At 61.6% G+C, this 26,876-nt stretch carries 18 protein-coding genes, 1 tRNA gene and 1 pseudogene; 5 read left to right on the top strand and 15 right to left on the bottom strand.

Features of this window, described 5'->3' with window-relative positions:
* The first annotated feature begins 7 nt into the window (after positions 1-7).
* Positions 8-2,479: a YfhO family protein gene (locus tag H6B15_RS01590; RefSeq protein WP_430661821.1), complete on the top strand. Its 2,472-nt coding sequence runs from the start codon at positions 8-10 to the stop codon at positions 2,477-2,479.
* Positions 2,480-2,530: 51 nt separating this feature from the next.
* Here H6B15_RS01590 and H6B15_RS01585 read toward each other — a convergent pair whose 3' ends face one another.
* From H6B15_RS01585 to H6B15_RS01555, 7 genes and pseudogenes are all read right to left on the bottom strand, one after another.
* Entirely contained in the window at positions 2,531-3,727 is a 1,197-nt protein-coding gene (locus H6B15_RS01585) for a helix-turn-helix domain-containing protein (RefSeq protein ID WP_204645350.1), read from the bottom strand.
* Between the two features lie 198 nt (positions 3,728-3,925).
* On the bottom strand, positions 3,926-5,149 hold the full coding sequence (locus H6B15_RS01580) for a pyridoxal phosphate-dependent aminotransferase (protein WP_204645349.1): 1,224 nt from the start codon (positions 5,147-5,149) through the stop codon (positions 3,926-3,928).
* Position 5,150: 1 nt separating this feature from the next.
* A pseudogene (locus H6B15_RS01575) lies at positions 5,151-5,524 on the bottom strand (RidA family protein).
* A 134-nt stretch (positions 5,525-5,658) separates the two neighbouring features.
* Complete coding sequence (locus H6B15_RS01570) at positions 5,659-5,970, bottom strand: hypothetical protein (RefSeq protein WP_204645348.1); 312 nt, start codon at positions 5,968-5,970, stop codon at positions 5,659-5,661.
* Between the two features lie 192 nt (positions 5,971-6,162).
* Positions 6,163-6,351 (bottom strand): antitoxin VbhA family protein, encoded by a 189-nt coding sequence (locus tag H6B15_RS01565; RefSeq protein WP_204645346.1) that lies wholly within the window; start codon positions 6,349-6,351, stop codon positions 6,163-6,165.
* Positions 6,352-6,405: 54 nt separating this feature from the next.
* Positions 6,406-6,496: transfer RNA gene (locus tag H6B15_RS01560), tRNA-Phe, on the bottom strand.
* 629 nt (positions 6,497-7,125) lie between these two features.
* The gene (locus H6B15_RS01555; protein WP_204645344.1) at positions 7,126-8,274 is read right to left on the bottom strand and encodes a glycerate kinase family protein; all 1,149 of its coding nucleotides are present in this window, start codon (positions 8,272-8,274) and stop codon (positions 7,126-7,128) included.
* A gap of 161 nt (positions 8,275-8,435) precedes the next feature.
* Here H6B15_RS01555 and H6B15_RS01550 point away from each other — a divergent pair, with 161 nt between their 5' ends.
* The 4 genes from H6B15_RS01550 (at position 8,436) to mngB (ending at position 15,149) form a co-directional block, all read left to right on the top strand.
* Complete coding sequence (locus H6B15_RS01550; RefSeq protein WP_204645342.1) at positions 8,436-9,527, top strand: CdaR family transcriptional regulator; 1,092 nt, start codon at positions 8,436-8,438, stop codon at positions 9,525-9,527.
* A 71-nt stretch (positions 9,528-9,598) separates the two neighbouring features.
* Positions 9,599-10,348 (top strand): MurR/RpiR family transcriptional regulator, encoded by a 750-nt coding sequence (locus H6B15_RS01545; protein ID WP_204645341.1) that lies wholly within the window; start codon positions 9,599-9,601, stop codon positions 10,346-10,348.
* Between the two features lie 247 nt (positions 10,349-10,595).
* Positions 10,596-12,506 carry a PTS 2-O-a-mannosyl-D-glycerate transporter subunit IIABC gene (gene mngA, locus H6B15_RS01540; protein ID WP_204645340.1) on the top strand — a complete coding sequence of 637 codons (1,911 nt, stop codon included), beginning with the start codon at positions 10,596-10,598 and terminating at the stop codon, positions 12,504-12,506.
* Positions 12,507-12,536: 30 nt separating this feature from the next.
* Positions 12,537-15,149 (top strand): mannosylglycerate hydrolase, encoded by a 2,613-nt coding sequence (mngB, locus tag H6B15_RS01535; RefSeq protein WP_204645339.1) that lies wholly within the window; start codon positions 12,537-12,539, stop codon positions 15,147-15,149.
* 151 nt (positions 15,150-15,300) lie between these two features.
* On the opposite strand, the gene garD is transcribed toward mngB, so the two are convergent.
* From garD to H6B15_RS01495, 8 genes are all read right to left on the bottom strand, one after another.
* A complete protein-coding gene (gene garD / locus H6B15_RS01530; protein ID WP_243424221.1) occupies positions 15,301-16,830 on the bottom strand; it encodes a galactarate dehydratase in 1,530 nt (509 codons plus the stop codon).
* Between the two features lie 39 nt (positions 16,831-16,869).
* Positions 16,870-17,952, bottom strand: a complete 1,083-nt coding sequence (locus tag H6B15_RS01525) for a glycoside hydrolase family 88/105 protein (protein ID WP_204645338.1) — start codon at positions 17,950-17,952, stop codon at positions 16,870-16,872.
* A gap of 25 nt (positions 17,953-17,977) precedes the next feature.
* On the bottom strand, positions 17,978-18,817 hold the full coding sequence (locus H6B15_RS01520; protein ID WP_204645337.1) for a sugar phosphate isomerase/epimerase family protein: 840 nt from the start codon (positions 18,815-18,817) through the stop codon (positions 17,978-17,980).
* 28 nt (positions 18,818-18,845) lie between these two features.
* Positions 18,846-19,763 (bottom strand): dihydrodipicolinate synthase family protein, encoded by a 918-nt coding sequence (locus H6B15_RS01515; protein ID WP_204645336.1) that lies wholly within the window; start codon positions 19,761-19,763, stop codon positions 18,846-18,848.
* A 172-nt stretch (positions 19,764-19,935) separates the two neighbouring features.
* Positions 19,936-21,999 (bottom strand): glycoside hydrolase family 28 protein, encoded by a 2,064-nt coding sequence (locus H6B15_RS01510; protein WP_204645334.1) that lies wholly within the window; start codon positions 21,997-21,999, stop codon positions 19,936-19,938.
* Between the two features lie 21 nt (positions 22,000-22,020).
* Entirely contained in the window at positions 22,021-23,469 is a 1,449-nt protein-coding gene (locus tag H6B15_RS01505; RefSeq protein WP_204645332.1) for a serine hydrolase domain-containing protein, read from the bottom strand.
* Positions 23,466-24,689: a glycoside hydrolase family 88/105 protein gene (locus H6B15_RS01500; protein ID WP_204645330.1), complete on the bottom strand. Its 1,224-nt coding sequence runs from the start codon at positions 24,687-24,689 to the stop codon at positions 23,466-23,468. The genes H6B15_RS01505 and H6B15_RS01500 overlap by 4 nt, the downstream gene beginning before the upstream one ends.
* Positions 24,690-24,732: 43 nt before the next feature.
* Positions 24,733-26,742, bottom strand: coding sequence for a hypothetical protein (locus H6B15_RS01495; RefSeq protein WP_204645329.1), 2,010 nt, complete (start codon positions 26,740-26,742; stop codon positions 24,733-24,735).
* Between the last annotated feature and the right edge of the window lie 134 nt (positions 26,743-26,876).

Below are 26,876 nucleotides of genomic sequence, written 5' to 3'. Positions count from 1 at the left end.
TTGCTGGATGGAGAGACACACCATGGCACATCTGACCCGAAAACCGAACCACCGCGCTTTGCTCTGCCTGCTGACGGCGGCGGGCATGGCGGTGATTCTGGGGGTGGTGTACGCCCTGTGCGGGTACTGGCCTTTCGGGCCCAACTCGGTGATGACCGGGGACCTGAACAGCCAGTACATCCCCTTTTACGCCCATTTTTATGATGCCGCCCGCAGCGGCACCGGCAGCCTGACCTACGCCGGGGATATGGGGCTGGGGAACGGCAGCTTTGCCCTGTTTGCCTACTACTTTGCCAGCCCCTTCGCCTGGCTGTACCTTTTTTTTGCCCCCGAAACCTACGGCTGGCTGTGCTGTGTGGTCTGGGCGCTGAAAATTCTGCTGGCCAGCGTGGTGTTTGTGTGGTATCTGGACCGGCACTGGGGCCGCTGTGCCCTCTTTGTGCCTCTGGGCTGGTGCTACGGCCTGATGGGCTATTCGGTGGCCTACGCCCAGAACGTCCTCTGGCTGGATTCGGTACTTCTTTTGCCGCTGGTGGCCGCCGGGCTGGATGACCTGGCGGCGGGACGGCGGGGTCTGCGCTTTCCCCTGGCCCTGGCCGCCGCCATCTTCACCAATTTCTACATGGGGTATATGCTTTGCATATTCTCCGTATTGTATATTCTGGTGCAGCTGGCCGTCCGTCCCCTGGCGGGACAAAGGCTGAAACGCTTCGGCCGGTTCGCCCTGTACGGGGTGGCCGGGGCCGCCCTGGCCGGGGTGGTGCTGGTCCCCGCCGTGGCCCAGATCCTGACGGTGAAAAACACCGGCCTGGACGGGGGCTGGGGGGTGCAGTTCGCCCTGCCCGACCTGATCCAGAAATTCTTTACCGGCAACTTTGTGTGGGCGGACGTGCAGACCGGCCTGCCCCCGGTGTACTGCGGCATGCTGGGGCTGGCGGGGGCGCTGCTTTACGCCGTGAGCCCCCGGCCCAAGCGGGAGAAGACGGCTTGTGCCCTGCTCACCGCCCTGCTGGTGCTCAGCCTGTGGTGGCGGCCGCTGGACCTTCTCTGGCACGGCTTTGCCGCCCCCAACTGGTTCCCCTACCGGGAAAGCTTCCTGCTGGTTTTCTGGCTGCTGAGCCTGGGGGCGGGGGCGCTGGTTGCCCCGCTCACACGCCGCCGGGTGTTCACTGCGGGCGGGCTGGCCCTGGTGCTGGCGGCGGCGGTGTTCCTCACCCGGTCGGAAACCTACGGCCGGCGGCGCTGGGCTCTGGCCTGCCTGCTGCTGGGGGCGGCCCTGGTGCTGGCCTGGCTGTGGGGCCGCAGCGCGGGACGGCGGCGCCAGCTGTGCGCCTGTGCCCTGGCGGTGCTGACGGCGGGGGAACTGTCCCTCAACGCCGTGTGGGCCCTGCGGCAGTTTGAAGTCTACTCTGTAGCCGACTACCGGACCTATGTGTCCGACGGGCGGGCCACGGTGCAGGCGGTGGAAGACCGCAATCCCGACAATCTGCGGGTAGAGAAAACCTTTTTCCGCACCCTCAACGACCCCATGCTGCTGGGGTTTGAGGGGCTGACCCATTTCAGCAGCGTGCAGGACGGCACCGGCACCCTGCTGCTCATGGCCCTGGGCTACCGCAGCTACGGGGCCAGCTACGGGTATCTGGGGGGCAGCACCGCCGCGGCGGACAGCTTGCTCTCCATCGGGTATTTTCTGGACCGGGACGGCGGCCGGGTGCCCACCCACTTTACCGCCACCGACCTGGACACCCCCTGGCAGGTGTACGAGAACGAAAACGCCCTGCCCCGGGCCCTGTGGAGTCCGGGCAGCGCCGGGGATTTTGTGCTGGCGGAGGAGGTGGACCCCTTCACCGCCGCCGAGACCCTCTATTCCGCCCTGCTGGGACAGGACACGCCCCTGTTCACCCGGCAGGAGGCGGGCGCGGGCGACGCCTACACCTTTACAGCCCAACATGACGGCATTCTCTACGCCGTCTTTACCGGCACGGGGGCGGACGTGCCCCTGACGGTGGACGGCAATGACGCAGGCACGGTGCTCAGCCTGGAACGGTCTTCCGGGGCAGTCATCGACCTGGGCCGGGTGACGGCGGGGCAGACGGTGGAGATTGCCCTGGGGGAACAGGTGGATTCCGCCCTCTTCGGAGTGCTGGATGAGCAGGCTCTGCAAACCGCCTGCGACGCCCTGCGCGCCGCCCCCACCGTGACCGGCTGGCGGGACGGGGCCGTCACCCTGCAGACCGACAAGGAAACCGACGGCCTGGCGGTGCTGACCCTGCCCTACGACGAAAACTGGCGGGCCACCCTGGACGGGGATCCGGTGAAGGTGGAGGCCGCTGGGTATCTGGTGGGGGTGCAGACGCCCGCCGGGACCCACACCCTGACCCTGACCTACACCCAGCCCGGCACCGCCGCCGGGGGGCTGTGCACCGTCGCAGGGCTGGTCCTGCTGCTGGGGCTGGGGTGGCGAAAAAAACACGGTTAAACGAAAACCACCGGACGGAAAAAACCGTCCGGTGGTTTTGTTTGGGCACATTTATTGCAGCATGTACTGTTTCAGGTCCTGGCGGTGGGTGATGTTCAGCTTCTGCATCACGTGGGACAGATACCGCTTAACCGTGTGGGAGGACATGTTCATGTGGGCGGCGATTTCCTGGTTGGTCCAGCCCCGGGCCGCCAGCATGGCCATGGCGAACTCGGTGGTGCTCAGGTTGTCGGCCACCCGGTCCCCGGTGTCGGGGTTGTGGATCTTGCGCCACCCCGCCGAAAAGCGGTAGGTGATCTCGATGATGCGCTTGAAATCCTCCGGCCACTGGGGCTTGATCGCCGCTTCCAGCATGCCGCCCAGCAGTCCGTGGTGTTCCCCGAACCCTTCGATCAGGTCGTCGGGGCGGGCCAGGTCCCAGGCTGCCAGCAGATGTTTCTGGGCCTGTTCGGGGCAGCGCAGGCTCATGTAATCCATCACCGCCACCAGATGCAGGTAGATGGCCGGGATGGGATAGCTTTCCGCCCCCATGGCCAGGGTGGCTTCCACCATGCCGATGCTCTTCTGGTATTCCTCCCGCAGGTAGAGGTAGTGGGCCTGCACATACAAAGCAAAGGCCCGCAGCCCCGGGGGCAGCAGGGGCAGGAAGTCCCGGGCGGGGGGCGTCCCGTCGGGCAGAGGCAGGTGCAGCAGCACCGACGCCGTGGCCGCCACAAAGGGGGCGGCGGCGTTGCGCCCAGGTTCGGGGTCTTCGGCCAGGGTTTTCTGGACCTCGGCCAGGGCACGGCGCGCCTGGGGAATACACCCGCCGGACAAACTGGCAAAGGCGTACAAAAGACAGGCGGACAGCCGGGTGTCCCGGCTGCGGGAGGTGAGATACCGCTCCAACCGGCAGACGGCCTGCTCCGCCCGGCCGCTGAAGTAGAGGTATTCGGCGGTGGCGATCTCCTTGGCCGGGCCGTCGGGCACCTCCTCCAGCAACTGCCGGCATTCCCCCGGCCGGAAGGGGGTGTTCATCAGGGGCATGAGGGTGGCGTTGGACGGGATGCGGGACCGGCCGGCCTTTCCCTTGGCACGGGGCGGGGCCGGGCGGCGGGCGTCCTCCGGCTTGGGGGCGTTGGCGGGAATCTGCCAGGACCGGCCGAACCTGCGCGCCCCCGCAATCCGGCCTTCGGTGCAGTATTTCTGCACCCGGCGTTCGGTGATGCTCCAGGCAAGGGCCGCCTGCTGCACCGTGATGTAGGTCATGGCTCTCTCCTCTTTCCCTGTCCGTTTGTTTCTATTGTACCCCCTTTGGTGCACGCTGGCAAGAAAATACACAAAGAGACCCGCCCCCTTGCGGGGACGGGTCTCTTTGTTGTATGGGCACAGGGGAAACCGGTGGGGCGGGCGCTGCCGGGAATCTTCAAAGCCGGCGGCTTACCCGAAAAAGGATGTCCGTTCCGGTCAGACAAGCCCTTTTTCCGCCGCCATTTTCAGCAGCACATCCCGGATGCGTGTAAACCGCCGGGCGGCCTCCTCATCCGAGGCAAAGCAGGCGGTGACGATGCGGATGTGGCCTTTGCCCTGACTGCCGTACGGGGAACCCTGGTTGACCAGGATGCGTGCCTCCTCCTGCAGGCGGGTGCACACCTCCTCGTCGGTACCCAGGCGGGAAACGTTCAGCCAGGAGAGAATGCCGCTTTCGGACATCTTCATGGTCACGCCGGGCACGTCGTGCAGGATATCATAGGCCTGCCGGCGGCGGCGTTCCAGCCGGGTGTACACGTCCGCCAGGTGCTGGCGGTCCTTGAGGGCGGCAATGGCCCCGATGGAGGACAGGGTGCAGGGGGCGCCCAGCACGTTCACCGCACCGCCGTACAGGGTGTCCATGATCACATCGTTGGCATAGATGTACCCGATGCGGAACCCGGACAGCCCGATGCCCTTGGAGATGGAGCAGACCGTGAGGGTGCGCTCCCACATGCCCGGCAGGGTGGCGGGATGGACGAACTCGATGTCGTCGAAGATATGGTCCTGGAAGGCCTGGTCACTGACCAGGATCAGGTCATTTTCCACGATGAACCGGCACAGTTCTTCCATGGCCTGACGGCGGAAGACGGTGGTGGTGGGGTTGTTGGGATGGGTGATGAGCACCATCTTGGTTTTGGGGGTAAGGCGCTTGCGGAATTCCTCAATTTCAGGCTGATAGTTGTTTTCTTCCCGCAGCGGTACCGGCACCGGCACCGCTCCCAGCAGCGCCGGGTCCAGGAAATTGGAGGGATAGCTGGGGTCCGGAACCAGCACCGCATCCCCCGCTTCCAGGAAGGGCATCATGGCGTAGAGCAGCCCGCTGTCCGAACCGGGGGTGACGATCACATTCCGGCTGGGGTCAATGGGCAGGCCGGTGGTTTCGGTGATATGTTCCGCCAGGGCCTGGCGCAGTTCCAGCATGCCGATGGGCATGGTGTAGTGGGCGGGGATGCCGCTCTCCAGCGCCTGGCGCATGGCTTCCTTCACCGATTCGGGAATGCTGGGGTCTGGGTAGAAGGGATCGGCCCAGGCCATGACGTCGCCGCCGGCTTTCTGGAAGTTGCCGGTGCCTTCACCCACGTCCGCCTTGGTCACGTTGAGGAACAACCCGCCCTGCAGCGGGGCAAACCGGGAATTGAGTTTTTCTCGGATGCCCATCTCAGTCCACCACCGCAACACATTCCACTTCCACCAGCACGTTCTTGGGCAGGGTGCGCACCGCCACGCAGCTGCGGGCGGGTTTCTGGGTGAAGTATTCGGCATAGACGTCGTTGAAGGCGGCAAAGTTGCCCATATCGCTCAAAAAGCAGGTGGTCTTGATCACCTTGTCCATGCCGGAACCGGCAGCGGCCAGCACGGCGCTGAGGTTCTCGCACACCTGGCGGCTCTGCTGTTCGATGGTGCCCCCGCCACGCTGCCGGTGGCCGGGTCCAGCGGGACCTGACCGGAGGTGAACACCAGACCGTTGTGCACAACAGCCTGGCAGTAAGGACCGATGGCGGCGGGGGCTTTGCTGGTAGAAACTTGATTCATGATAGTTGTCTCCTTAAACTCTAGATGGAATGTGGGTGTCTTCGACCACGGCCGGATTCATCCCGGGATACAAAGAGGCTGTTACCGTTTTCACGCAACAGCCTCTTCGATTTCACGCCATGGGAAAATGGGGATCAGGCGATATCCGCCCACTTATAATCGCAGCGCAGACCCACGCCGTTGCGGACGATGCCGGTGACGTTGTCCTTGCAAACCCAGCTGCGGGTCTGGAAGAAGGTGGGGCCGATGGCGGCGTCGTCGGAAACCAGCAGCTTTTCGGCCTGCTGCATCAGGGCGATGCGGTCGTCACCGGTGCTGTTGGAGGCTTCTTCCATCAGCTTGTCGTATTCAGGGTTGGAGTAATGGCAGTCGTTGTAGGTGTTTCCGGTCTCAAACAGCTCCAGGAAGCTCTGGGCATCGTTGTAGTCGGCGCCCCAGCCTTTCATCGTCCATTCATCCTTGTATTATAGAGTAGTAGTTTTTAGAGCCCCTCTCCAAGGGCTGTGCTACACTGTAAGGGATGTTGTGGATCGGTGCATTACTCCTACCACAAGATGGTTCAAGAAAGGTTCCAACCACAGCCCCTTACAATTTTGTTAATCAGTTAAATACCGCCAGACGGTTTATGTGGAACAAGGCTACAAAAGTAAGGCGCGCTTGTGGATACTCGCCTTTTTCAGAACAGAATCAACCAGATCGTTTACATCCCACTCACCATTCAGCAACCTTTGACAGTTCCGCGTCACTTCCGACGTAACCGGGAAACCTTCCATCGCAGAAGATGCCAACGCGCTTTTCAGGGCTTGCTCTTTGGTAACAGGTGCCATTTCTGCCTCCTAAAAAACAGGAGGCAAGGACGTTTCCGTCCTTGCCTCCCCATTTGGCGGAGATGGTGGGAGTCGAACCCACGCGCCTCTCTCGAGACCTAAAGCATTTCGAGTTTTGTCACCCCAATGCCGTCTGTGCTCCCCCAGGGTCAAAACAGGCCGTTTCGTCCGGCCCATTTTGACCACACCACGCAGATTCCCGGCACATTCGCTCAGAAAACCGCGTGGGTACAAGTAAAAGTATAGTACCGCCCTTTGGGGCGAAAAGCAACGCCTTCCGGGAAAAATGCAAGATGCCGTGCAAGATAACCGGCAGGGCATCCGGCCCGCCGGGGCAGGTTCTGGCCGGTTTGTCCCGGCGCAGAATTTCCCCGCAGGCGAGAAAATCGCCCCAAAATTCAAGAATCTTGTCGTACAGATACGGTTTCTCCGGGTCCGAATATCATCAAAGGAGAATCCGACCATGAACGAACAAACTATTTCTCAAGACCGGCTGGCAAAGGAGATCGACGCGCTGCTGGCGCCCTATCCCGATCCCATGAGCCGCAACGACTTCCGCATTGCCTGCCACATCGGCACCCGCACCTCGCTCTACCTACTCCAGAACGGGCTGGTGCCCTGCCTCCACACCGGCAAGCGCACCCGCTGCTACAAGATCGCCAAGGCGGACGTGGCCGCTTACCTGCGGCGCTGTCAACGGCTGAGTCGTTACCCGCCCCACAACAAAGCGGCACACCGCTGTGGCAGTGTGCCGTTTCGTTTGGTCCATCCGTTTTATCTTTTACCCACAGTTTTCCAGAGCCGGAAGACCTGTTCCGCTGTATCGGTCAGGTTCCGCCGGGCATTGTCGGGGGCCATGGCCTCTTCCAGTGTACTGACCCCACGCAGGATAGGGAAAAAGGCATCGATCCCCGCCCCGTTGCAGGCAACGGCGTCCGGGGTCACACTGCCCGCAAAAGCAACCACCGGCTTGCCGTACTGCTTGGCCAGCCGGGCCACCCCCACCGGAGCTTTTCCCATGGCGGACTGGCCATCCAGGCGCCCTTCCCCGGTAACCACCAGATCGGCGTCGCGGACATAAGAGGCCAGGTCTGTTTCTGCCAGAACGATGTCGATGCCCGACTCCAGAACTGCGTTGGTAAAAGCCAAAAAAGCAAAGCCCATGCCGCCCGCCGCGCCGGCGCCGGGATGGTCCGGGTCTGCCTTGCCTGGGCACAGCCGGGCGGCCAGAACGGCATACCGGTTCAGCCAGTCGTCCATCTTCTTGATCATAGCCGGGGTGGCTCCTTTCTGAGGCCCGTACACCGCACTGCATCCTTGGGGACCGCACAGGGGGTTGACGACGTCACAGGCAATCTTGAAGCTGCACTGGGCCAGCTGGGGCAGCACATGGTCCGTCCGGATGGTGCACAGCTCCGCCAACCCGGCCGCACCGGGGGCGATGGGCTGACCGGATTCGTCCAGAAACTCATACCCCAAAGCCTGCAGCATGCCCACACCGCCGTCATTGGTAGCGCTGCCACCGATGCCCACAAGGAAACGACTGCAGCCACGGCCGATTGCATCCCGCAGCACCTCGCCCACCCCATAGGTGGTCGCCCGCATCGGGTCCCGCCGGTCCGGGTCTACCAGGGTAATGCCCGCCGCGCCGGCCATCTCCACCACAGCGGTCTGTCCGTCCGGCAGGATGCCGTATGTACATTCCACCGGCTCACCCATGGGGCCGGTCACGAGAACCTGACACCGGGTGCCGTTCATCCCGGCGACCAGGGCTTCCACCGTTCCCTCTCCCCCATCGGCCAGCGGGCGCACCACTACTTCCGCCTGGGGATCGGCCCGCAGAGCCCCTTCCCGAATGGCCTGCCCGGCTTCCAGAGAGGAAAGGCTCCCTTTCAGAGAATCAATGGCAACCACAATCTTCATAGGACATGCTCCTTTTCCGTTTGTTTGCCTTCAGTATAGTGCAATTTCCCTTCCTCCGCCATGTTCCTCATACCATATTTTTCGGATATTTTTTTCTTCTTTTGGCATAGATAACAATTCGTGGTAAAATAGAAAAAAGCAACGGATGAAAGGGAAAAGAAATGACGCATGAGATTAACCCATTGTTGGCCCAGCAGATTGTGGATACGGTTCAGAATATCTGCGGCCAGGACGTGAACTTTATCCGCCGGGACGGCATTATCCTGGCCAGTTCCCGGCCGGAACGCATCGGGACCCTGCATGAGGCCGGACGTGCCGCGGCCAGGAGTCTGACCGTGCAGGAAGTCACCCGGACCCGTGGCGCAAGCCAGCCCGGCATCAATCTCCCGGTTTTGTACCAAGGGCAGCTGGTGGCCGTCATCGGCATCACCGGCCAGCCGGAAAAAGTACGGCAATACGCCCATCTGGCCGAGCGGATCACCCTGCTTCTGGTGCGGGAGCAGGAATTGAACGAATACGGCCGCACCCAGGCGGACAAGCGCCGGTACGCCCTAGACGCACTGATCCATCCGGGAACGGCCAATCCCGCTTATCTGGAAGATCTGCTGCGGGAATTCGGGGTGGACCCCACCACCCCCAAACGTCTTATGCTGCTGCTCCTGTATCCGGAGGAAGGCCAGCCGCTGACCCGGCTGCTGGAAAAAGCCGAGGCTGTATGCCGGAACGCAGGCGCAAAACTGTACCACTTTTCTTACCCGAATGAGCTGGTCGCCGCCCTGGACGCAGAAGATTTTGCCCGTTCCGCTTCCTCCCTGCAGGGATTTGCCCGCACGGAACAAGGCCGCTGCCGCATCGGTGTGGGGAAAGTTGTCCCGCTGGGAGAATTGGCCGCCTCTCTGACTTCGGCGCGCACCGCCTGCCACAGCCTGTCCCCGGACCGGGAACCCTATGCCCTGTTTGATGAGCTGACCTGGGAGCTGGTTCTGGCCGACCTTCACCCGGACACCCGCAAGGCACTGCTGCACAAGACCCTGGCACCGCTGTCCACGCAGGACAAGGAAGTTCTGCGCGCCTATTTTTCCCAGGACAGGTCCCTGCAGAAAACCTGCGCCGCTCTGTTTATCCACAAAAACACCCTGCAGTACCGCCTGAACCACATCCGTGACTGCTGCGGGCTGGACCCGCGGAGCTTCCAGGATGCCGCCCTGCTGTACCTGGCCTTGCAGGCTGACGATGCCGGGGAAACGCGTTGACTTTTCACCATGGATACGATACACTGATTTTAACGATTGCAAGACAAATTACAGGAAAAGAAGGTGCCGGCATGACCTTTGACGAGCGGGTCCAGGCGGTGGAAGACTCTCTGAATGAAACCGACGACACACTACTGCTGTACATCCGGGAACATCGGGAGGAAGTTCTGACTCTGACCATCCAGAAGATGTCCCAGCGGCTGTTCGTTGCCCCCAATTCCATTATGCGTTTTGCCAAAAAGCTTGGCTACAGCGGCTTTGCCGAATTGAAATTTTCCATTCAGAGCGAACTGCATCCCCGGGAAGAAACCCTCGGCCGCCAGATGATGGACATGCTGCCCAACAGCGTGGTCAAAACGCTGGACCTGATCGACACCAACCAGTTGCAGGTAGCCGCAGAGCTCATCCACCAGGCCCGGAGCTGTATTCTGGCCGGCGTGGGGGATTCCAACATCTACTGTGAACTCCTGGGGAAAAATCTGCGTTGCGTGGACTGCAACGTTCAGTACTACACCCAGATTCACGATATGATCTATGCGGTGGACCATGCCGACGCCCGGGACCTGCTGGTGGTCATCAGCGCCCGGGGTGAAAACCCGCGTCTGGTGGATATGGCGAAAAACGCCAAGTCCCGGGGCCTTTCCACCATCAGCATCACCCATATGAAAAACAACCCGCTGGTTTCTGTCTGTGACTGCAACCTCTATTTCTGGGGAGAGCACCGCATGATGCAGGGGTACAACGTGACCGACCGCATCGGCTTGATGCTGGTGATCCGCCTGCTGAGCGAAACCTATTGGAAAAACTACAGTTTTTCCTGACTTGCGGCGCTCATAAGCCCTATATAGCGGTCTTTATATCTCCAAAGCCCCCGGTTTTCTTGGTGAGAAAGCCGGGGGCTTTGGTTTTTTCGTGTAATTTTTTCAAACTTTTGGAAAACATTGTGTACATTTCTCCAAATCACCTTCTCTGACGAAAAGCCATGCTATACTGCAAATACAAAGTAGCTGATCAGAACTTTTGGGGCCGCAACATCTTTTGAGTGTGATTGAAAGGGTGTATAGGAAAATGGATCTGAAACAGATCACCAACGAACATTTGATCGTTCTGGACTGCGAGCTGGAACACAAACTGGATGTGATCCGCCTGCTGGTGGACCGCCTGTATGAAGAAGGAAAGATTTCCGACAAGGAACAATTCTGGAAGGATGTCATGGCGCGGGAAGCTTTGTCTGAGACCGGCATTTCTGACGGCGTGGCCATCCCCCACGGAAAAAGCGACGCGGTCAAAGAGGCCAGTTTCGCTTTTGCCCGGCTGAAGAAGCCGGCGCAGGACTGGGAAAGCATGGAAGAGGACAACCAGGTCACTCTGGTGTTTTTGCTGGCCATCCCCACGGCGGAAGCCGGCAGCACACACCTGGATGTCCTGGCTGCCCTGATGACCCGCACCCAGGACGAAGAATTCCTGAACATGCTGCGCAGCGCCAAGACCCCCGCCGAAATTTATAACAATTTGAACATGCAGAAAGAACCTTCCAAGCCGGACGACAACAAGGTCTACACCCACACCATCGTGGCCGTGACCGCCTGCCCGGCCGGCATCGCCCACACCTACATGGCTGCCGACGCCCTGGAAAAGGCCGGCGAGGAGATGGGCGTGAAAGTCTATGTGGAAAAGCAGGGTGCCAATGGCGTGGAAGGCCGCCAGACTCCTGAACATCTGCGGGATGCGGATGCCGCCATCTTTGCTGTGGATGTTGCCGTGAAGGAGAGCGAGCGGTTTGCCCATCTGCCCACCTACAAGACCCGTGTGGCCGCCCCTATCAAGGATGCCCAAGGCGTGATCCGCGCCGCCCTGGAACTGGCTAAAACCTCCGCCAAGGGCGAATACAAGGGTGAAACCGCCCCCGCTGCCGGCGGCAAGGGCAGCTTTTTGAGCGATGTGAAGAGTGCGGTACTCACCGGCATCTCCTACATCATCCCCATCATCGTGGCCGGCGGCATGATCAACGCCTTCGCCGTACTGATCGCCCAGGGCTTCGGGCTGCAGGACTTTGCCGCCACCGAAGGCACCTGGATGTACTACTTCAAACAGATGGGCAGCGGTATGCTGGGCACCATCATGATTCCGGTTCTGGCCGCGTACATGGCCTACTCTCTGGGCGATAAGACCGCCCTGGCTCCCGGCTTTGCAGCCGGTATTGCCGCCAACCTCATCGGTGGCGGTTTCCTGTGCGGCATGCTGGGCGGCCTGGTGGCCGGGTACTCGGTGCGCGGGCTGCGCAAGGTCATTCCCGCCAAGGGCACCCTGGCCGGTTTCGTGTCTTTCTGGGTTTATCCGGTCCTGAGCACCATCATGGTCGGCATTGCCATTTTCCTTGTCCTGGGCAAACCGGTGGCCGCCATCAACACCGCCCTGATCAACATGCTGGGCTCCATGAGCGGCTCCAACGGCGCGCTGCTGGGCGCGATCCTGGGTATCATGGTTTCCTTTGACCTGGGCGGTCCCGTGAACAAAGCAGCCTACACCTTCTGTGTGGGCGCCATGGCCGAAGGCATCCTGATGCCCTACGCCGCCTTCGCCTCCGTCAAGATGGTTTCCGGCTTCGCCGTCACCGCTGCCACCAAACTGTTCGGCGGCCTGTTCACCAAGGAAGAAAAGGAAGCCGGCAATTCCACCTGGCTGCTGGTCCTGGCCGGCATCACCGAAGGTGCCATCCCCTTCATGATGGCTGATCCTCTGCGGGTCATTCCCTCGCTGTGCATCGGTTCCGCGGTCACCGGCGCCATCATCGGCAGCTGTGGCATTGGTCTGGACGTGCCGGGTGCGGGCATCTTCTCCATGTTCCTGCTCAAGGACGGCCTTGGCATCCTGCCCAACGCCCTCATCTGGTTCTTTGCCGCTGTGGCAGGTGCCGCCGTTTCTACCCTGTTGCTGGTGATTCTGCGCAAAGCCAAGCTGGCCAAAGCCCATCACTGATTATTCTCTGACAACCACAAGGAGCATTCTATGGCATCGCAAATTCATGTGGTCCCCCACTTCCACTGGGACCGTGAGTGGTACTTCACCGCAGAAGAATCCAAGATCCTGCTGGTGAATGATATGGAAGAAGTCCTGACCAGGCTGGAACAGGACCCGGACTATCCCTGCTTTGTGCTGGACGGCCAGACCGCCGTGCTGGAAGATTATCTCAGCGTCTGCCCCGAAAACCGGGCACGCATCGAGGCCCTGGTCCGGGCCGGCAAGCTGATCATCGGCCCCTGGTATACCCAGACGGATGAGATGGTGGTGGGCGGTGAGTCCATCCTGCGCAATCTTCTGTACGGCAAGCTGGACTGCGAACCCTTCGGCGACCGGATGATGATCGGGTATCTGCCGGACTCCTTCGGCCAGACAGCCCGTCTGCCCCAGATTCTCAACGGCTTCGGCATCACCCGGTGTATGTTCTGGCGGGGTACCTCCGAGCGGATGGGCTCCGACAAGACGGAGTTTATCTGGGAAGGGGATGACCATGCCCGCCTGACTGTGCAGCTGCTGCCCCTGGGATACGCCATCGGCAAGTATCTGCCCACCGAACCGCAGGCCCTGCGGGACCGCATGGACAAGTATCTGCCGGTGCTGGACCGGGGCGCTACCACCGATCACATTCTGCTGCCCAACGGTCATGACCAGATGCCCCTGCAGAAAAACATTACCGAGGTGATGAAGCAGATCGAAGCCTGCTACCCCGGCCGCACCACCAGATTGGGCCGGTACGAGGAGGTCTTCGAGGAGGTGGAGAAAAATCCTTCCCTGGACACTTTGCGGGGGGAATTCCTGGACGGAAAATACATGCGGGTACACCGCAGCATCTATTCCACCCGCGCCGATCTGAAATCTGCCAACACCCGCATTGAGAACAAAATCACCAACATTCTGGAACCGCTGGCTTCCATCGCCTACAGTCTGGGATTTGAGTACCACCACGGACTGATCGAAGCCATCTGGAAAGAGATTCTCAAGAACCATGCCCACGATTCCATGGGCTGCTGTTGTTCCGATAAGGTCCACCGCGCTATCGCCGACCGCTTTTTCCTGGCGGAGGAGCGCACTGACCGGCTCATCGACTTCTACAAGCGCAAAATCGTGGATGCCATGGATATGGAACACGGCTTGGACAAATTCACCGCTTTCAATACTCTACCCTACCCCCGCTCGGGTGTAGTGACCGGGTCGGTCATCACCCGTATGAAGCAGTTTGCCCTGCGGGATGAGGACGGCCGGGAGCATCCATACGAGATCCGCCACAGCGAGGTGGTGGATGCAGGCCTCATCGACCGTCAGATCGTCCATTACGGCAACTATGCCCCCTTTGTGCGGTATGACATCGCCATGGAGGCCGACCTGCCTTCCATGGGATACCGCACCTGGTTTGTCCAGCCCTGCGAGGCCCCGGTTCTGCTGGAGCCCGCTGCTCCGGCTGACTGCCTGGAAAACGAATACTACCACATCACCATTGTTCCCAACGGCACCCTGACCGTCACAGACAAAACCGACGGTACCGTTTACGACAATGTACTCCTTGTGGAGGACGGCAGCGACGACGGCGACGAGTACGATTACTCCCCCCTGCCCGAGGACTGGGTCCTGACCAGCGTCGATGCCGCGGCACAGCATACCGTGACCCGCCACGCCCTGCTGGACGAGGCCGCGATTGCCCTGCATCTGCCGGTGCCTGCCAATCTGGATTCCCGCCGGGCGAAAGTATGTGACGGTGCGGTGGACTTCACCATCCATGTCGTACTGCGCGCCCATTCCCGGAATATTGAACTGCACATCACCGCCGATAACCAGGCCGATGATCACAGAGTACGTCTGCTGATTCCCAACCGCCTGGCCGCCCGCTGTTCGGTCAGCGACAACCAGTTTGGTTCCATCACCCGGGCTGCCCGGGACGACGCCATGGATGTTTGGGAAGCCGAGCACTGGTCCGAGCGCCCTGATGCCATTTATCCTTTCCTGAGCTATGTGGCCCAGGACAGCGGCAAAGGCCTGTGTGTGCTGACCAACTCTGTGCGGGAGTATGAGTTGGTGGGCGAAGAGTATTCCACCATCGCCGTGACCCTGTTCCGCTGCGTGGGCCTGCTGGGCAAGGAAGAATTGTACCGCCGACCCGGCCGCCCCTCCGGCATCCGGATGAAAACCCCTGCTTCCCAGATGCACGGGGTACAGACCTACGAATTGGCTCTGACCGCCGACCGGGCCCATGTGCAGCAGATGGCTAAGGAGTATACCACCCCGGTGGTCACCTACAACAAGATGCCCTACAACGCCATGAAGCTGAACACCCCCACCCAGTCCACCCCCTACACCTACAGCCTGCTTGCCCTGGACAACGATCAGCTGACCATGAGCACGATGAAAAAGGAAGAACAAGGGAACCATCTGCTTCTGCGGTGCTACAATAGCACGGCCGCCGAACAGTCCGCCGCCCTTACCGGCGGCTGGGCTCTAGCGGGGGAAGCCCAGCTGGATGAAACGCCTTTGCCCGGCCCCCTGCCGGAAGGACGGATCTCTCTGGTCCCCAACCAGACCCGAACCCTGCGCCTGACTCGCCCGCAAACCGCTTGCAGCGACCTCTAAGGGTTCCACCCCCACCCACTCTGTCACACGCAGAGCGGGTGGGGTTTTGTTTGCCACCCTTTCCCGCCAAAAGTCATCAACAAAAGACCGCCCCGGGAGAATTCACTCTCCCAAAGGCGGTCTCTTGGTTGGGCAGGTGTGGCCCGCCGAATCATGTGATCGGGGCGGGGTTGAAGATGCACAGGTCATTATGGAAACCATACTGGTCGCTGTACGGCTTGCGCACCCCGCTGGCCACATCCAGGATCATATCAAAAATTTCATGTCCCACCTGGGCAATAGTACTGCGCCCGGTGGCAACGCCTCCAGCCGAAATGTCAATCATATCGAACCAGAAATCCTTCATTTCGTCCCGGCTGCACACCTTGATGACCGGGGCAATGTCCAGCCCGTAGGGGGTACCGCGTCCGGTCATGAACACCTGCAGGCCGATGCCGGAAGCCAACTGGCAGGGTCCGCACACGATATCGCTGGCAGGGGTAGCGGCATAGATCAGTCCGTGGGCGGTGGGCTTCTCAGCCGGGCTCAGGACCTCCACAATGGGGCTGGTGCCGCTTTTGGCAATGCTGCCCATGGCCTTTTCCACAATATTGGCCAGGCCGCCTTTCTTGTTACCGGGGGTGGGATTGGCATCTCGATCCACCCCGCCGGCGGCCAGGTAATCGTCATACCACTGCATTTCCGCCACCAGGCGGTCCCGGGTGTGCGCATCCGGGCAGCGTGCTGCCAGAAACTGCACCCCGTCCCGCACTTCGGTCACCTCGCTGAACAGCACGGTGGCCCCGCCCTTGACCAGCATATCGGCGGCATACCCGGCGCTGGGGTTGGCGGTCAGCCCACTGAAGGCGTCGCTGCCGCCGCACTGCATGCCGATGACCAGTTCGCTCAGGGGCAGTTCCTCCCGCCGGCGCTGTTCCAGCCGCTGCAGTTTGCGGTCAGCCATGTCCAGAATGGCCTGCATCATGGCATCATGGCCATGGCAGTCCTGCAGGGTCAGGACGTTTTCCGGGTTGATCTCTTCCGGTTCCAGCAGCCGGTCATAGGTCAGCTTTTCGCAGCCCAGCCCGATGACCATGATTTCCCCGCCGAAGTTGGGGTGGCGCACCAGATTGCGCACCGCCCGGATAGGAATTTTGGCCATGGGCGCATTGATGGCCACCCCGCATCCGTAGGGATGGGTCACGGCCACTACGTCATCCACATGGGGGTAGCGGGGCAGCAGTTCCCGCCGGATTCGCTCCACCGCCACCTTTACTACCCCAGCACAGCATTGTACCGTGGTGACGATGCCCAGCAGGTTGCGGGTACCGGCAGGGCCGGTGCGGTTGCGGTAACCCATCCAGGTGGTACGGGTTGGGTCGGGCAGGTCCTGCGGGGGAACCAGGTTGGTGCCGTAGGGCAGCTCGGTCAACGCCGGACTTTCGGGCAGGGTAAGCATGTGCTCATTGACCCAGCTGCCCGCCGGAATATCCTGCCGGGCATAGCCCAGCACCACCCCATAGCGCAGCACCTCGCTCCCCTGGGGAATGTGCCGCAGAGCAATCTTGTGAGCCTGGGGAATATCCTGCAGCGCACGCAGGCCGGGGGCCGCCATTGTGCCGGCGGGCAGGTCCCGCACCGCAATGGCAACGTTGTCCTGGGGTTTGACCTGCAGGACCAGAGGCATTTGTTGTTCCGCCATAAGGCACCTCCTCTTTGGTTTGAACACGCGGCCGGGTGTTCACCGGTTGCCGCGCAGATATTCGCTGTAAGCCATCATGCAGGCTGCCGCACCATGCTGGTTGTCCGGGCGGATGGCTTCGCTGAGATAATAGGCCACGCTCCCGTCGCGGTCGGTGCGGTGGTCGGGCCCGGGGCCCAGCCCCGCACTGCCGCAGATGCCGTCCAGCACCAGGGTGTTCCCTGTTCCCTTCAGGCAGGCACCCTGGATGCCAGCCAGGACCCCGGCCCCCCGCTGAAAGTACCCGGCGGGCAGCATGCCCAGCCGAGCGCCTTTCATCATGGCATAGGCCGCCATGGCGCTGCCCGATGTTTCGGGATAGTTGCCAGGCTCCCCGGCCAGGTCCACCAGCTGCAGGAACATCCCGCTTTCCCGGTCGCAGTAGGGCAGCAAACCGTTAATGGCTTCCAGCAGCAGATTTTCCACCCGCTCTTTCTGGGACTGACGGGGCATCAGGTCCCAAACATCCACCAGCATCATCAGGAACCAGCCTTCGGCCCGCAGCCACACGCAGGGGGAAAGCCCGGTTTCGGGGTCGGCCCATTCCTGCGCCCGGCGCTCGTCCCAGGCATGGCGATACAGCCCCTTTTCCGGCAGGTACAGCCGCCGACGGACCTCCTCGATCTGGTGCAGAGCATCCTCTGCGTTGGCCGGGTCCTGAAGGTAAACGGGTAAAGCCATGTACAGTCCGTCCAGCCAGACCTGCCAGGGATAGATATCCTTATGCCAGAAGTTGCCGCTTTCGGTGCGGGGATGCTCAGCCAGAGCCGCCTGTTTGGCAGCCAGACGGCGCCGCCAGCGCTCGTTCCCTGTCAAAGTCAACAGGACTAGGTCGGTCTTGCCGAAGCTGATGGTATCCAGATTGTGGCCCAGAGGCTGATCATCAGGCGGCAGAAGTTCCCCGGTCAGGTCCAGAATCCTGTCCCGAAAAAACACATCCCCGGTGGCGCGGTACAGGTCATAGGCCCCCAGTATTGTCAGATCGTCCTTGTAGTTCCAGTTTTTATGGGGTGCGCCGCCACAGATCCCCCGCCGCAGATAGGCGCGGAAATAGGCGTCGAACCGCTCAAAATTGTACTGCATTCCCTTTTCTCCTTTGCGGTGCCGGTCACTGCATCCACCGGCAGGCCTGTGTCATGACGGCCCGGTCGCTGTCGGCGGCACCGGGCACTGCTTCCTCCCGAAGGACGGGCAGTTCCTCCTGGGGCAGGCCCTTCATGTGGCGGAACACCGTTTCGTATTCTACCACCGAATCTTCCAGCCGGCAGGGGATGTGACGCCGGCCTTCGTACCGCACACCCTTGAAATGCACGGCCATGATCTTGTCGCCCCATAAGTCCATGGCGCGGCCGAACAGCTGATCCTGCCGGTCCAGCCAGTCCGGTCCCAGCAGATTGGCAGGGTCAAAGATCAGGCGCAGGGCCGGGCTGGCCATGGTATCCAGCAGCTGCCGGGCATACTCGGCGGTGGACAGGGCATGATGCCACACCGGTTCCAGTGCCACCGTCACCCCCAGGGCTTCGGCGGCAGGCAGAATCTCTTCCAGGCTTTTTTCCAGCTGGGCCCTGGCTTGGGCCAGGGTGGTGCCGACAGGCTGTTTTTCCATGCCGGTGGTTTCGCTGCCCATGCACAAAGCCCCCAGGGCCCGGCAGACCGGCATCTGGCTGATGAACGCCCGGACCTCCCGGCGGCGCAGGGTTTCGTCCGCAGCAGCCAGTTCCCGGTACACCCCCAGCACCGGCACGCGCAGGCCGGTGCCTTTCATGGCGGCCAGGGTGTCCTCCACCACCGTGGGGGTCACATCTTCCAGGGTAGAAATTCCTTCTATGGCTTTGGGGTAGGCCAGCTGGGTGCAGGTCCAGCCATCCCGCCGCAGGCGGGCAAACATTTCGGCCGGAGTTCCGCGGCCGTAGTCATGGGCGCGTGCACCCAGGTAAAAATCAGGCATAATCGGCTCCTTTTTAATGCAATTCCCGTTACAGCAGGCCCATTCCCGCAAGAACGGCGCGCAGTTTTTCCTTTTCGGGCGGGGTCAGTTCCTGGATGGGGTCCAGGCACTTGCCTACCGGAATGCCCTGCATGTTCAGCCCTTCCTTGATGGCCTGGGGGAAGGTGCCCATGGAGCAGGCAATGCGCAGCGGCGCCAGACGGTACTGAGCTTCCAGCGCCCCCTTCCAGTCGCCGTCCATGAACTTATCATAGATGTCGGCAGCGATGCGGGGGGCCACGTTGGCACAGCTGGCCACAGCGCCCGAGCATCCGTAATGCAGGCCGGCATAGATCATGGTGTCACGGCCCATCATCACATGGAAATGGTCCCGCTGGTCCATGGTCAGGCGCAGGTATTCCTCACAGGTAGTCATATCCCCGGTGGAATCCTTGATGCCGATGATGTTGGGGCAATCCCGCGCCAGGCGGGCAGCGGTTTCGGGGGCGATGTTGACGTTGGTTTTGGGTTTGTTGTTGTACATGATCACCGGCAGCGAGGACGCTTCGGCGATGGTGCGGTAATAGGTATACAACTCGTCCTGGGTCTGGCTGACGAACATGGGGGTCAGCACGCTGACGGCATCGTAGCCCCCCACCTGCTCCACCAGGTGCACCAGACGAATGACGCCCCGGGTGGTGATGTGGCTGCATCCGGCCAGCAGCTGGATGGGCTTTCCGTAGCGGTTCTTGCGGCCGGCGGCCGCCTGGCGCACAGTGGTCAGGACCCGGACATACTCCTCATCATTGACGGCGTAGAACTCGCCGGTGGTGCCGAAGGGAAACACGCCGTGCACTCCATTGTCAATGAGATGGCGGACCATATCGGCCAGGGCGTCACATCGCACGATACCTTCCGGCGTGAAAAGGGTGATGATGGGCGGGATGATTCCGTAGGGCAAATACATAGGACGATGCCTCCTCCAAAGATAAGCCGCAGGGGCTTTGAAACGAGTGTAGCCCGCAGCGGCGGTTTGTTCAATGGGCAGAACCACCGAATCTGGACGCCAAAGCTGTTCAAAACAGAGAAATTGCAAAATCCGAAACGAATGATTGCAAACCGGAACCAAAAGATTGCAGTTACAGGCTGTTGAAATCCGCCACCGCGTTGAGGGTGCACACCGCCTGGGCCATGGTAACCCTGCGGTCCGGGTCAAACCGGCCCCTTTCGTCCAGCTTCATAAAGCCGAAATACAAGGCCCGGGCCACCTGGGTGGCATGAATGGGGCTGACTCGGTCGGCGTCGGCGCAATGGGGCCGGGTGGTGGATGCGTTGCGGTAGTTGGCCGCGCAGCAGGACATGGCCACGGTGGCAAGCTCTTCCCGGGTGAGGAAACCGTTGGGTGCCAAGGCATCCCCTTGGCGGGCCATGACCCCCTGGACGATAGCGCTTTCCAGTGGGGGCAGGCCTGGCACCGGACTCAGCATCGGTTCCAGCATACTGGCCAGCGTCCGCCGCCGTATGGGGGCGTCGGGCGCGCCGGCGGTAGGGCCGGGCAGCATGCCCCGGGCCTGCAGGCGCCGGTTTTCGGCACTGCCGGGGGTGCCCGGCGCCGCGCCCGGCTCAGGGGGCGGCACAATGTGGTATTCCATGCTTTGCTCCCCGCAGCCCTGAGAATTGATGGCCCACAGGCGCAGCCGCCCTGCCTGCATGGCGGCAGAAAGGCGGAAGACGGTGCCGGTGCCGCAGTCCCGCCAGGCACCGCCGGGCGGGCAGAACTGCCAACGGTAGGCCGGCGGGGTGCCCGGCACGCAGCTGTTGCTGGCGGCATGAAGTTCGGCCCCAGGGGCGGGAATTCCCAGAATGTGCACTCCGTAAGGGCGGGGATAGGGTCTGCCGTTGAGGAACACATCCTCCAGCACCGGATCTTTCCAGTTCTGTGCCCAGAGCGGATGGGTCACACCGTCAATGTGAATGTGCCGCAGTTCCAGCCCGGTGATGGGCACCTGGGAAAAGGCTTCGAGAAAAATGCCGTACTCTCCGCCGTGAGCGGTGACGTTCTGGATCAGAATATCCCGGAACACCGGCAGGTTGTCGCCGTCAGGACCGTCCTCATACATCATGGTGCCGTGCACCGCGGCCCCGCTCACCGTACGGATGTCGCTGTCTGCCAGCACCACCTGTTCCACCACTCTGCCCCGGCGGGCATTGCTTTTCAGCCGCAGGGCATAGGTCAGGTTGGGGCTGTCGAACCGGTTGCCACGGGCCACAATACGGCACAGCCCGCCGCTCATCTCGCTGCCCAGGGCAATACCGCCGTGGCCGTCGGCAAAGAAGTTGTGGCGGATGAGCACATTTCGGCAGGGCGTAGCCAAAATACGCCCGTCCCGGTCCCTGCCGGATTTCAGGCTGATGCAGTCGTCCCCATTGTCAAAGAAGCAGTTTTCGATGAGCACCCCGTCGCAGCTTTCCGGGTCACAGCCGTCGGAGTTGGGGCCGTGAGAGTCGATACACAGCCCCCGTATGACCACGCTACGGCACAGCACCGGGTTCAGGTTCCACATGGGGCTGTGCCGCATGGTAAATTCCTTTAGCAGTACCCGCTCGCAGCGCAGGAACTGCACAAAGTTGGGGCGCAGATAATCTCCATCCCCGAACCGTCTTTGCTCCACCGGCACCCCTTCCAGGTTCATGCGGCGCAGACGGCGGCGGGCCGGTGCCTGCAGGTCTGCGCTCTCGGTGGACCAGGGATTTTCCTCTTCATGGTGCCAGGACCACCAGGTATCCGGCCGTCCCTGGCCATCCAGCACACCGGGGCCGGTCACAGCCAGATCGGTTTCGTCACAGGCATACAGCAGCGCCGAATAATTGTAACAGGGGGTGCCTTCCCAGTGGGAAAACACCACCGGATAATCACCCGTGTCCACCCGGGGCAGAAACCGCAGCACCGAAGCGGGACTTTGCAGGTGCAGTTCCACATGGCTGCGCAGGCGCAGCGCCCCGGTAAGAAAAACACCCCGAGGCACCTCCACCCGGCCCCCGCCGGCTGCGGCCACCCGGTCAATGGCCTGCTGGATGGCGGCAGTCTGGGGTGTGCGGGCGCCCGGCACCGCGCCACAGCGGCAGATGTTCAGGCTATAATTCGGAATCTGAGGTGGACGGATCCGGGCCAGAATTTCCCGTTCCAAAGCATCAACGTTCATAGTATTTCCTTTTGCGTGTTTTCAAGAACGGTTCCGTGTTCCGTCGGCTGTTCCCTCAAACCGGGGGTCAGGGTACTCCTCCAGGCAGCGCAGCAGCAGGGTCACGGCGTCCCCCGCAAACACAACCTGCACCAGCAGACTGCCGGTGCGCTCTCCCAGCAGGCAGACCTGCACCAACAGGGTCCGGTCGTCCTTCCAGGCAGCGGAAACCGCGCAGGGAATCTGTGTTTCCGCGAAGCTGCCGCAATGGCAGCTGCCCGCTCCGAAGTCCAGCACCACCGTGCCGGAGGAATAGCACAGCTCCAGGGTTCCGCCGGCGTCGCCGCTGCGCAGGGTCATCTCCCGAAGGCCGGCGGGACCGTGCAGGCGGTAGGTGCCGTCGTGCCCGGCGGCAGAGCCCGGCCAGGGGATTCCGGCCACCGGCGCCAGGGTCAGCGCCTGCACCCGCTCGCGCAGGGCAGCCCAGGCCGGGGGATTTTCCGGCAAAGGGTCCGGGGCAAGCCGGGGCCACAGGCAGGTCCACAGCCCGTCCAGAATCAGCTGCACCCCGCCCTGGCGGCCCTGGGTGTCGGCAGTGGTAACCACCAGCAGGTCCTTGTCCGGCAGGCAGATGGAAAGCTGCCCGCCCATGCCGTACAGGCACCAGCCGTTGTGGGACAGCCGCCAGAACTGGTAGCCGTACCCCTGGGCGAAATCCCATTCGCCGCCGGCATTGTTGGCTTCGGTATCAATCTGGCGGCACAAAGCCTGCCGCAGATAGCCGGCGGGCAGCAGCTGCCGCCCGCCCCACCGGCCCTCTGCGGCCAGTAGACGCAGCAGGCGCAACATATCCCGGGGGCAGGCCAGCAGCCCCGACCCACCCTGGGGGATTCCCATGGGATCCCCCAGGCAGTAGGCTTTGGGGGAAAAGCCGATCTCGTCCAGGCATTTCCGGCACAGATAAGGCAGCAGTTCTTCCCCGCTCAACCGGCCTACCAGGGCACAGAGCACATGGGTGGCGCTGGTGTCATAGGCAAAGAACCGTCCGGGGGCATGGTCTGCCGGAGCGGTAAAGAAACTGCCCACCCAGTCGGGGCCGGGATGGTCCTTGTAGGTAGTACGTCGGTAGGGGGTGGCCATGCACAGCATCTCCCGGATGGTCAGGGCGGCCAGTTCGGGAGTGGGACCAGCGGGAGGCAGTTTGTCCGGAAAATACCGGCATATGGGGTCATCCAGGCAAAGCCGGCCTTCCTCTTCCAGCAACCCGATAGCCAGGGAAACCAGGCTCTTGGTCTGGGAAAACATACGGTGCAGGGTCTGGGGGCCAAAGGGTTTCCAGTAGGCTTCCAGCACGAGCCTGTCCCTCCGCATGACAAGCAGGCTATGCATGGCCAGGCCTCGCTCCTCCCAGAAATCCAGCACACTATGCAGGGCCTCGCTGGGTATGCCCACGGATTCGGGGGTAGCGGTGCGCAGCGCGGGGGCGCTCATCGGGCAGCGGCCTCGGCGCGGCGCCGGGCTTCAAAGGCGATGAACTTTTCGTCACCGGGCATGATGGGGTCATACTCCTTGGTGAATATCTCCACCCGGGGGAAATCCTTTGCCAGGGCATCGGCTTTCCGGGCCAGCAGATATTCGGCATAGGCCATCATGCAGACGCCCACCCCCTTCTGTTCATCGGCTACCACATCTTCCGACAGGTAGTATTCCACTGTACCCTTGCGGCGCAGGTTTCCTGCCGGGCCCAGACCGGCCCCCTTGCAGATGCCGTTCAGGCTGACCTGGCCGTTGCTGATGGTAAACTTGCGCAAGGCAATACCCATAAGCACCTGTTCCCCGCTGCGGCGATAGGTTTCATCGGACAGAACGCCCAGGCGGGCCCCTTTCAGCAGGCTGTACGCCACCATCAGGGAACCACTGGTTTCCAGATAGTTGCCATGCACATTAGGCAGGGCCGGCAGCTGATAGAACAGCCCGCTGTCCCGATCCTGCCAGCGCAGGATACCGTCGATGCCTTCCTTCCACAGGGCCGCCAGTTCCCGCCGGTCCTCGGCTCGCTCTTCCGGGAAAAGGTCGTAGATATCGGCCAGCGCCATCAGGTACCACCCCAGGGCCCGCAGCCAGATGTTAGGGGACAGGCCGGTTTCTTTGTCTGCCCAGAAAGCCTGGCGGGATTCGTCCCAGGCATGGTAGTACAGGCCGGTCTTGGGGTCGTACAGATGAGCGCGGGCGTTGCGGAACTGCAGCATCACATCGTCCAGGCGGCTGCCATCCCCGAACTTGCGTTCATAGGTCACATAGTACGGCAGGCCCATGTACAGTCCGTCCAGCCAGACCTGATTGGGATAGATGCCTTTGTGCCAGAAACTGCCGCTGGCCGTGCGGGGCTGGTGGCGCAGCTGGTCTTCCAGTGTTTCGATTGCGGTGCGGTATTTTGGATTTCCGGTCCGGTCGTACAGTTCAAACAGGACACGGCCGGTGGGGATGTAATCCAGGTTGTATTCCTTCTGGTCGTAGCAGCGGATAGCGCCTGTGTCGTCGATATAACGGTCAATGAAGCGTTGGATGGTATCCCGGAACACTTCTTCGCCAGTGGCCCGGTACAGGGCAGAAAGTCCGATCAGGACACAGCCATCCTCATAGTTCCACATATTGCGGTCGGTACGGCTGAATACCGCGGCGTACTGCCGAAGGTAGCGATCATACAACATAAAAATTCTCCAGTCAAAGGTATGTGGGTGGACGGCGGACGGTTCAGCGCCGGCGCCAGCGGGCGAAAGAGAACTCTCCGCGATAGTTGGAAGAGTTGCAGTGTGGGTATTTCAGGGGGATATACTCCCGGTCAGTCAGGGTGCAGGGACGGTCCTGGGTGTAAATGTACATGTGCTTGGCATCCCATAGCACGATTTCATCCCGGGCATCACCGGTGAGGTCGATGACCTCGGCGCACATGTCTGGATGGCCGTCCGCCGGGAACCGGACCACCTGGTCCCCTTCCCCGTCAATCAGGCCTCCCAGTTCGGGGTTACCATTGAGCAGGATCAGCTCAGTGCCATCCCCCTGCCAGTTGACCGGGGCAATGACGTTGCCGTTGCACTTGGGTTCCTGGTGCCAGATTTCTCGCCCTTTGCAGTCGTAGAGATAGACAATGCCCTGGTTTTCCCAGTAGGTAGTGGTGCAGATCTGCAGGCCGGGACGGTCGGGGCAGTAGTTGGCCACACTGATGCGCTGGCCGTGACCGTTGATGTCCCGGGCGCGGATGTTGCCCTGCTTGTCCACGATCATGAACCCTTCCCACCCGGACACAATGGCAATAAGGTCATCATCCACATCGGGGTCAAACCGGCCGATAACGATCTCGTCGGTGTGGTCGGTACTGATGGGCAGCTGCCAGACCAGCTTGCCATCGCTGCTGATCATGTTGTAACAGCTGAAGATTTCGTCCTTGCCGTCCCCGTTGAAGTCGTAGGCGTAGGGAAAATGGCCGGTGTTGTTGTGGGTAAACTTCCACAGCAGGTTGAACTGATCGTCATACACCCACAGCCGGGCATAGCGGTCCTTGATGAGGATATCACTGGGGTGATCCTTGCCGGACACGTTCACGATGCGGATGGCATCCACATTCAGGCGGTCGAAGGCATGCTTCTGGAACTCGATGCCCAGGATCTGATCCGCCGGGTCGTCGTTGAAGGGGGTGGGCATAGACCGCAGCTCCCGGCCGGTGCGGCCGTCCAGAATCTTGAGATGGAAGTCCTGGGCCACAATGACCTCGTCAATGCCGTCATTGTTGATGTCGTAAATCTGGAAGGGCAGGTCACAGGTGGTATCCTGGTTGACCGCCAGGGCAGAGGGTTCCCCGGTCTGCCAAAGCACTCGACCGGTTTCGATACTCACGGCGGTCAGGCAGCTGATGTTGCAGTAGCGTTCCTTGAACACCCGTTTCTGGTGCTGGGCAATGACGAAATACCAGTCGGTGCCGCCGGTGAGGTGGCCGAAACGAATCTGGCGGGAAGCGCCGAAGTTTTCCAGGTTGATGATCTTCCACAGTTTGGGCTGGGCATACAGGCGGCGTTTTTCCGCCACACGTGCCGCCCGGGCGTCCCGCCGGGCGGTGAAAGCCGCTGCGGCTTCGGGGGTGGCGGTCACCAGAACGTCGGTGTACTGCGCCGGCATGTAGGCAGCCAGCGCCACTTTGCCGGTGGCGTAGCGCTCATCCTGCGTTTCCAGCAGAAGCCGGCCGTTTACGCTGCAACGCAGGTGCGCGCCGCAGCAGCTGGCTTCCAGGGTGTACAGGGTGTCGCAGTCATAGGCAAAATCGCATTGGGCCAGCAGGGTGCGTTCTTTCTTTTCCACCCGGTAAAGCTGGGCTTTGCCGTTGTTGAGGAAAAAGGCATAATGCATCAGAGAGGTCTGATACCGGAACAGAAGACCGGCTTCCTCGGTGGTACACAGGGCCCGCATCCGCACCCGGAAGGTATAGTCGCCCCAGTCCTCGTCCCCGGCGGTGAGCACCGGGCAGACGTTGTGGGTCAGGGGATTGCGGACCCGCATCTGCTCCATATAATGCACACCGTCACAGGCGGTGACGATCCAGTTGGGGCCACGGTAGTTGCAGTTGGTGATGGGATCGTACCAGCCGCCGGTGTACCCGGGCTGCTGTACGAAGTGGTATTCGCCCATGGCCGAATGTTCCCGGTCAAAAGGCAGCGGCCCGATGGAAAACGAGCGGAAGTCGTCCTGAAACAGAACGGTTGGCTGCGCCATTGTTTTGCCTCCCTTGCCAAAATCATGCAAAATATATGCAAAAAAGAAGCTGCGTCACGCAAGTAAGAAAAACTTTCCCCCCCCGTGGCGCAGCGTCGGTTCAGTTGGGCGTGCGCCCAGACTTAGCGTATGGT

It is taken from the genome of Gemmiger formicilis, from assembly GCF_016900095.1.
Classification (GTDB): domain Bacteria; phylum Bacillota; class Clostridia; order Oscillospirales; family Ruminococcaceae; genus Gemmiger; species Gemmiger formicilis_A.
This window is presented reverse-complemented; position numbering and strand designations above follow the sequence as displayed.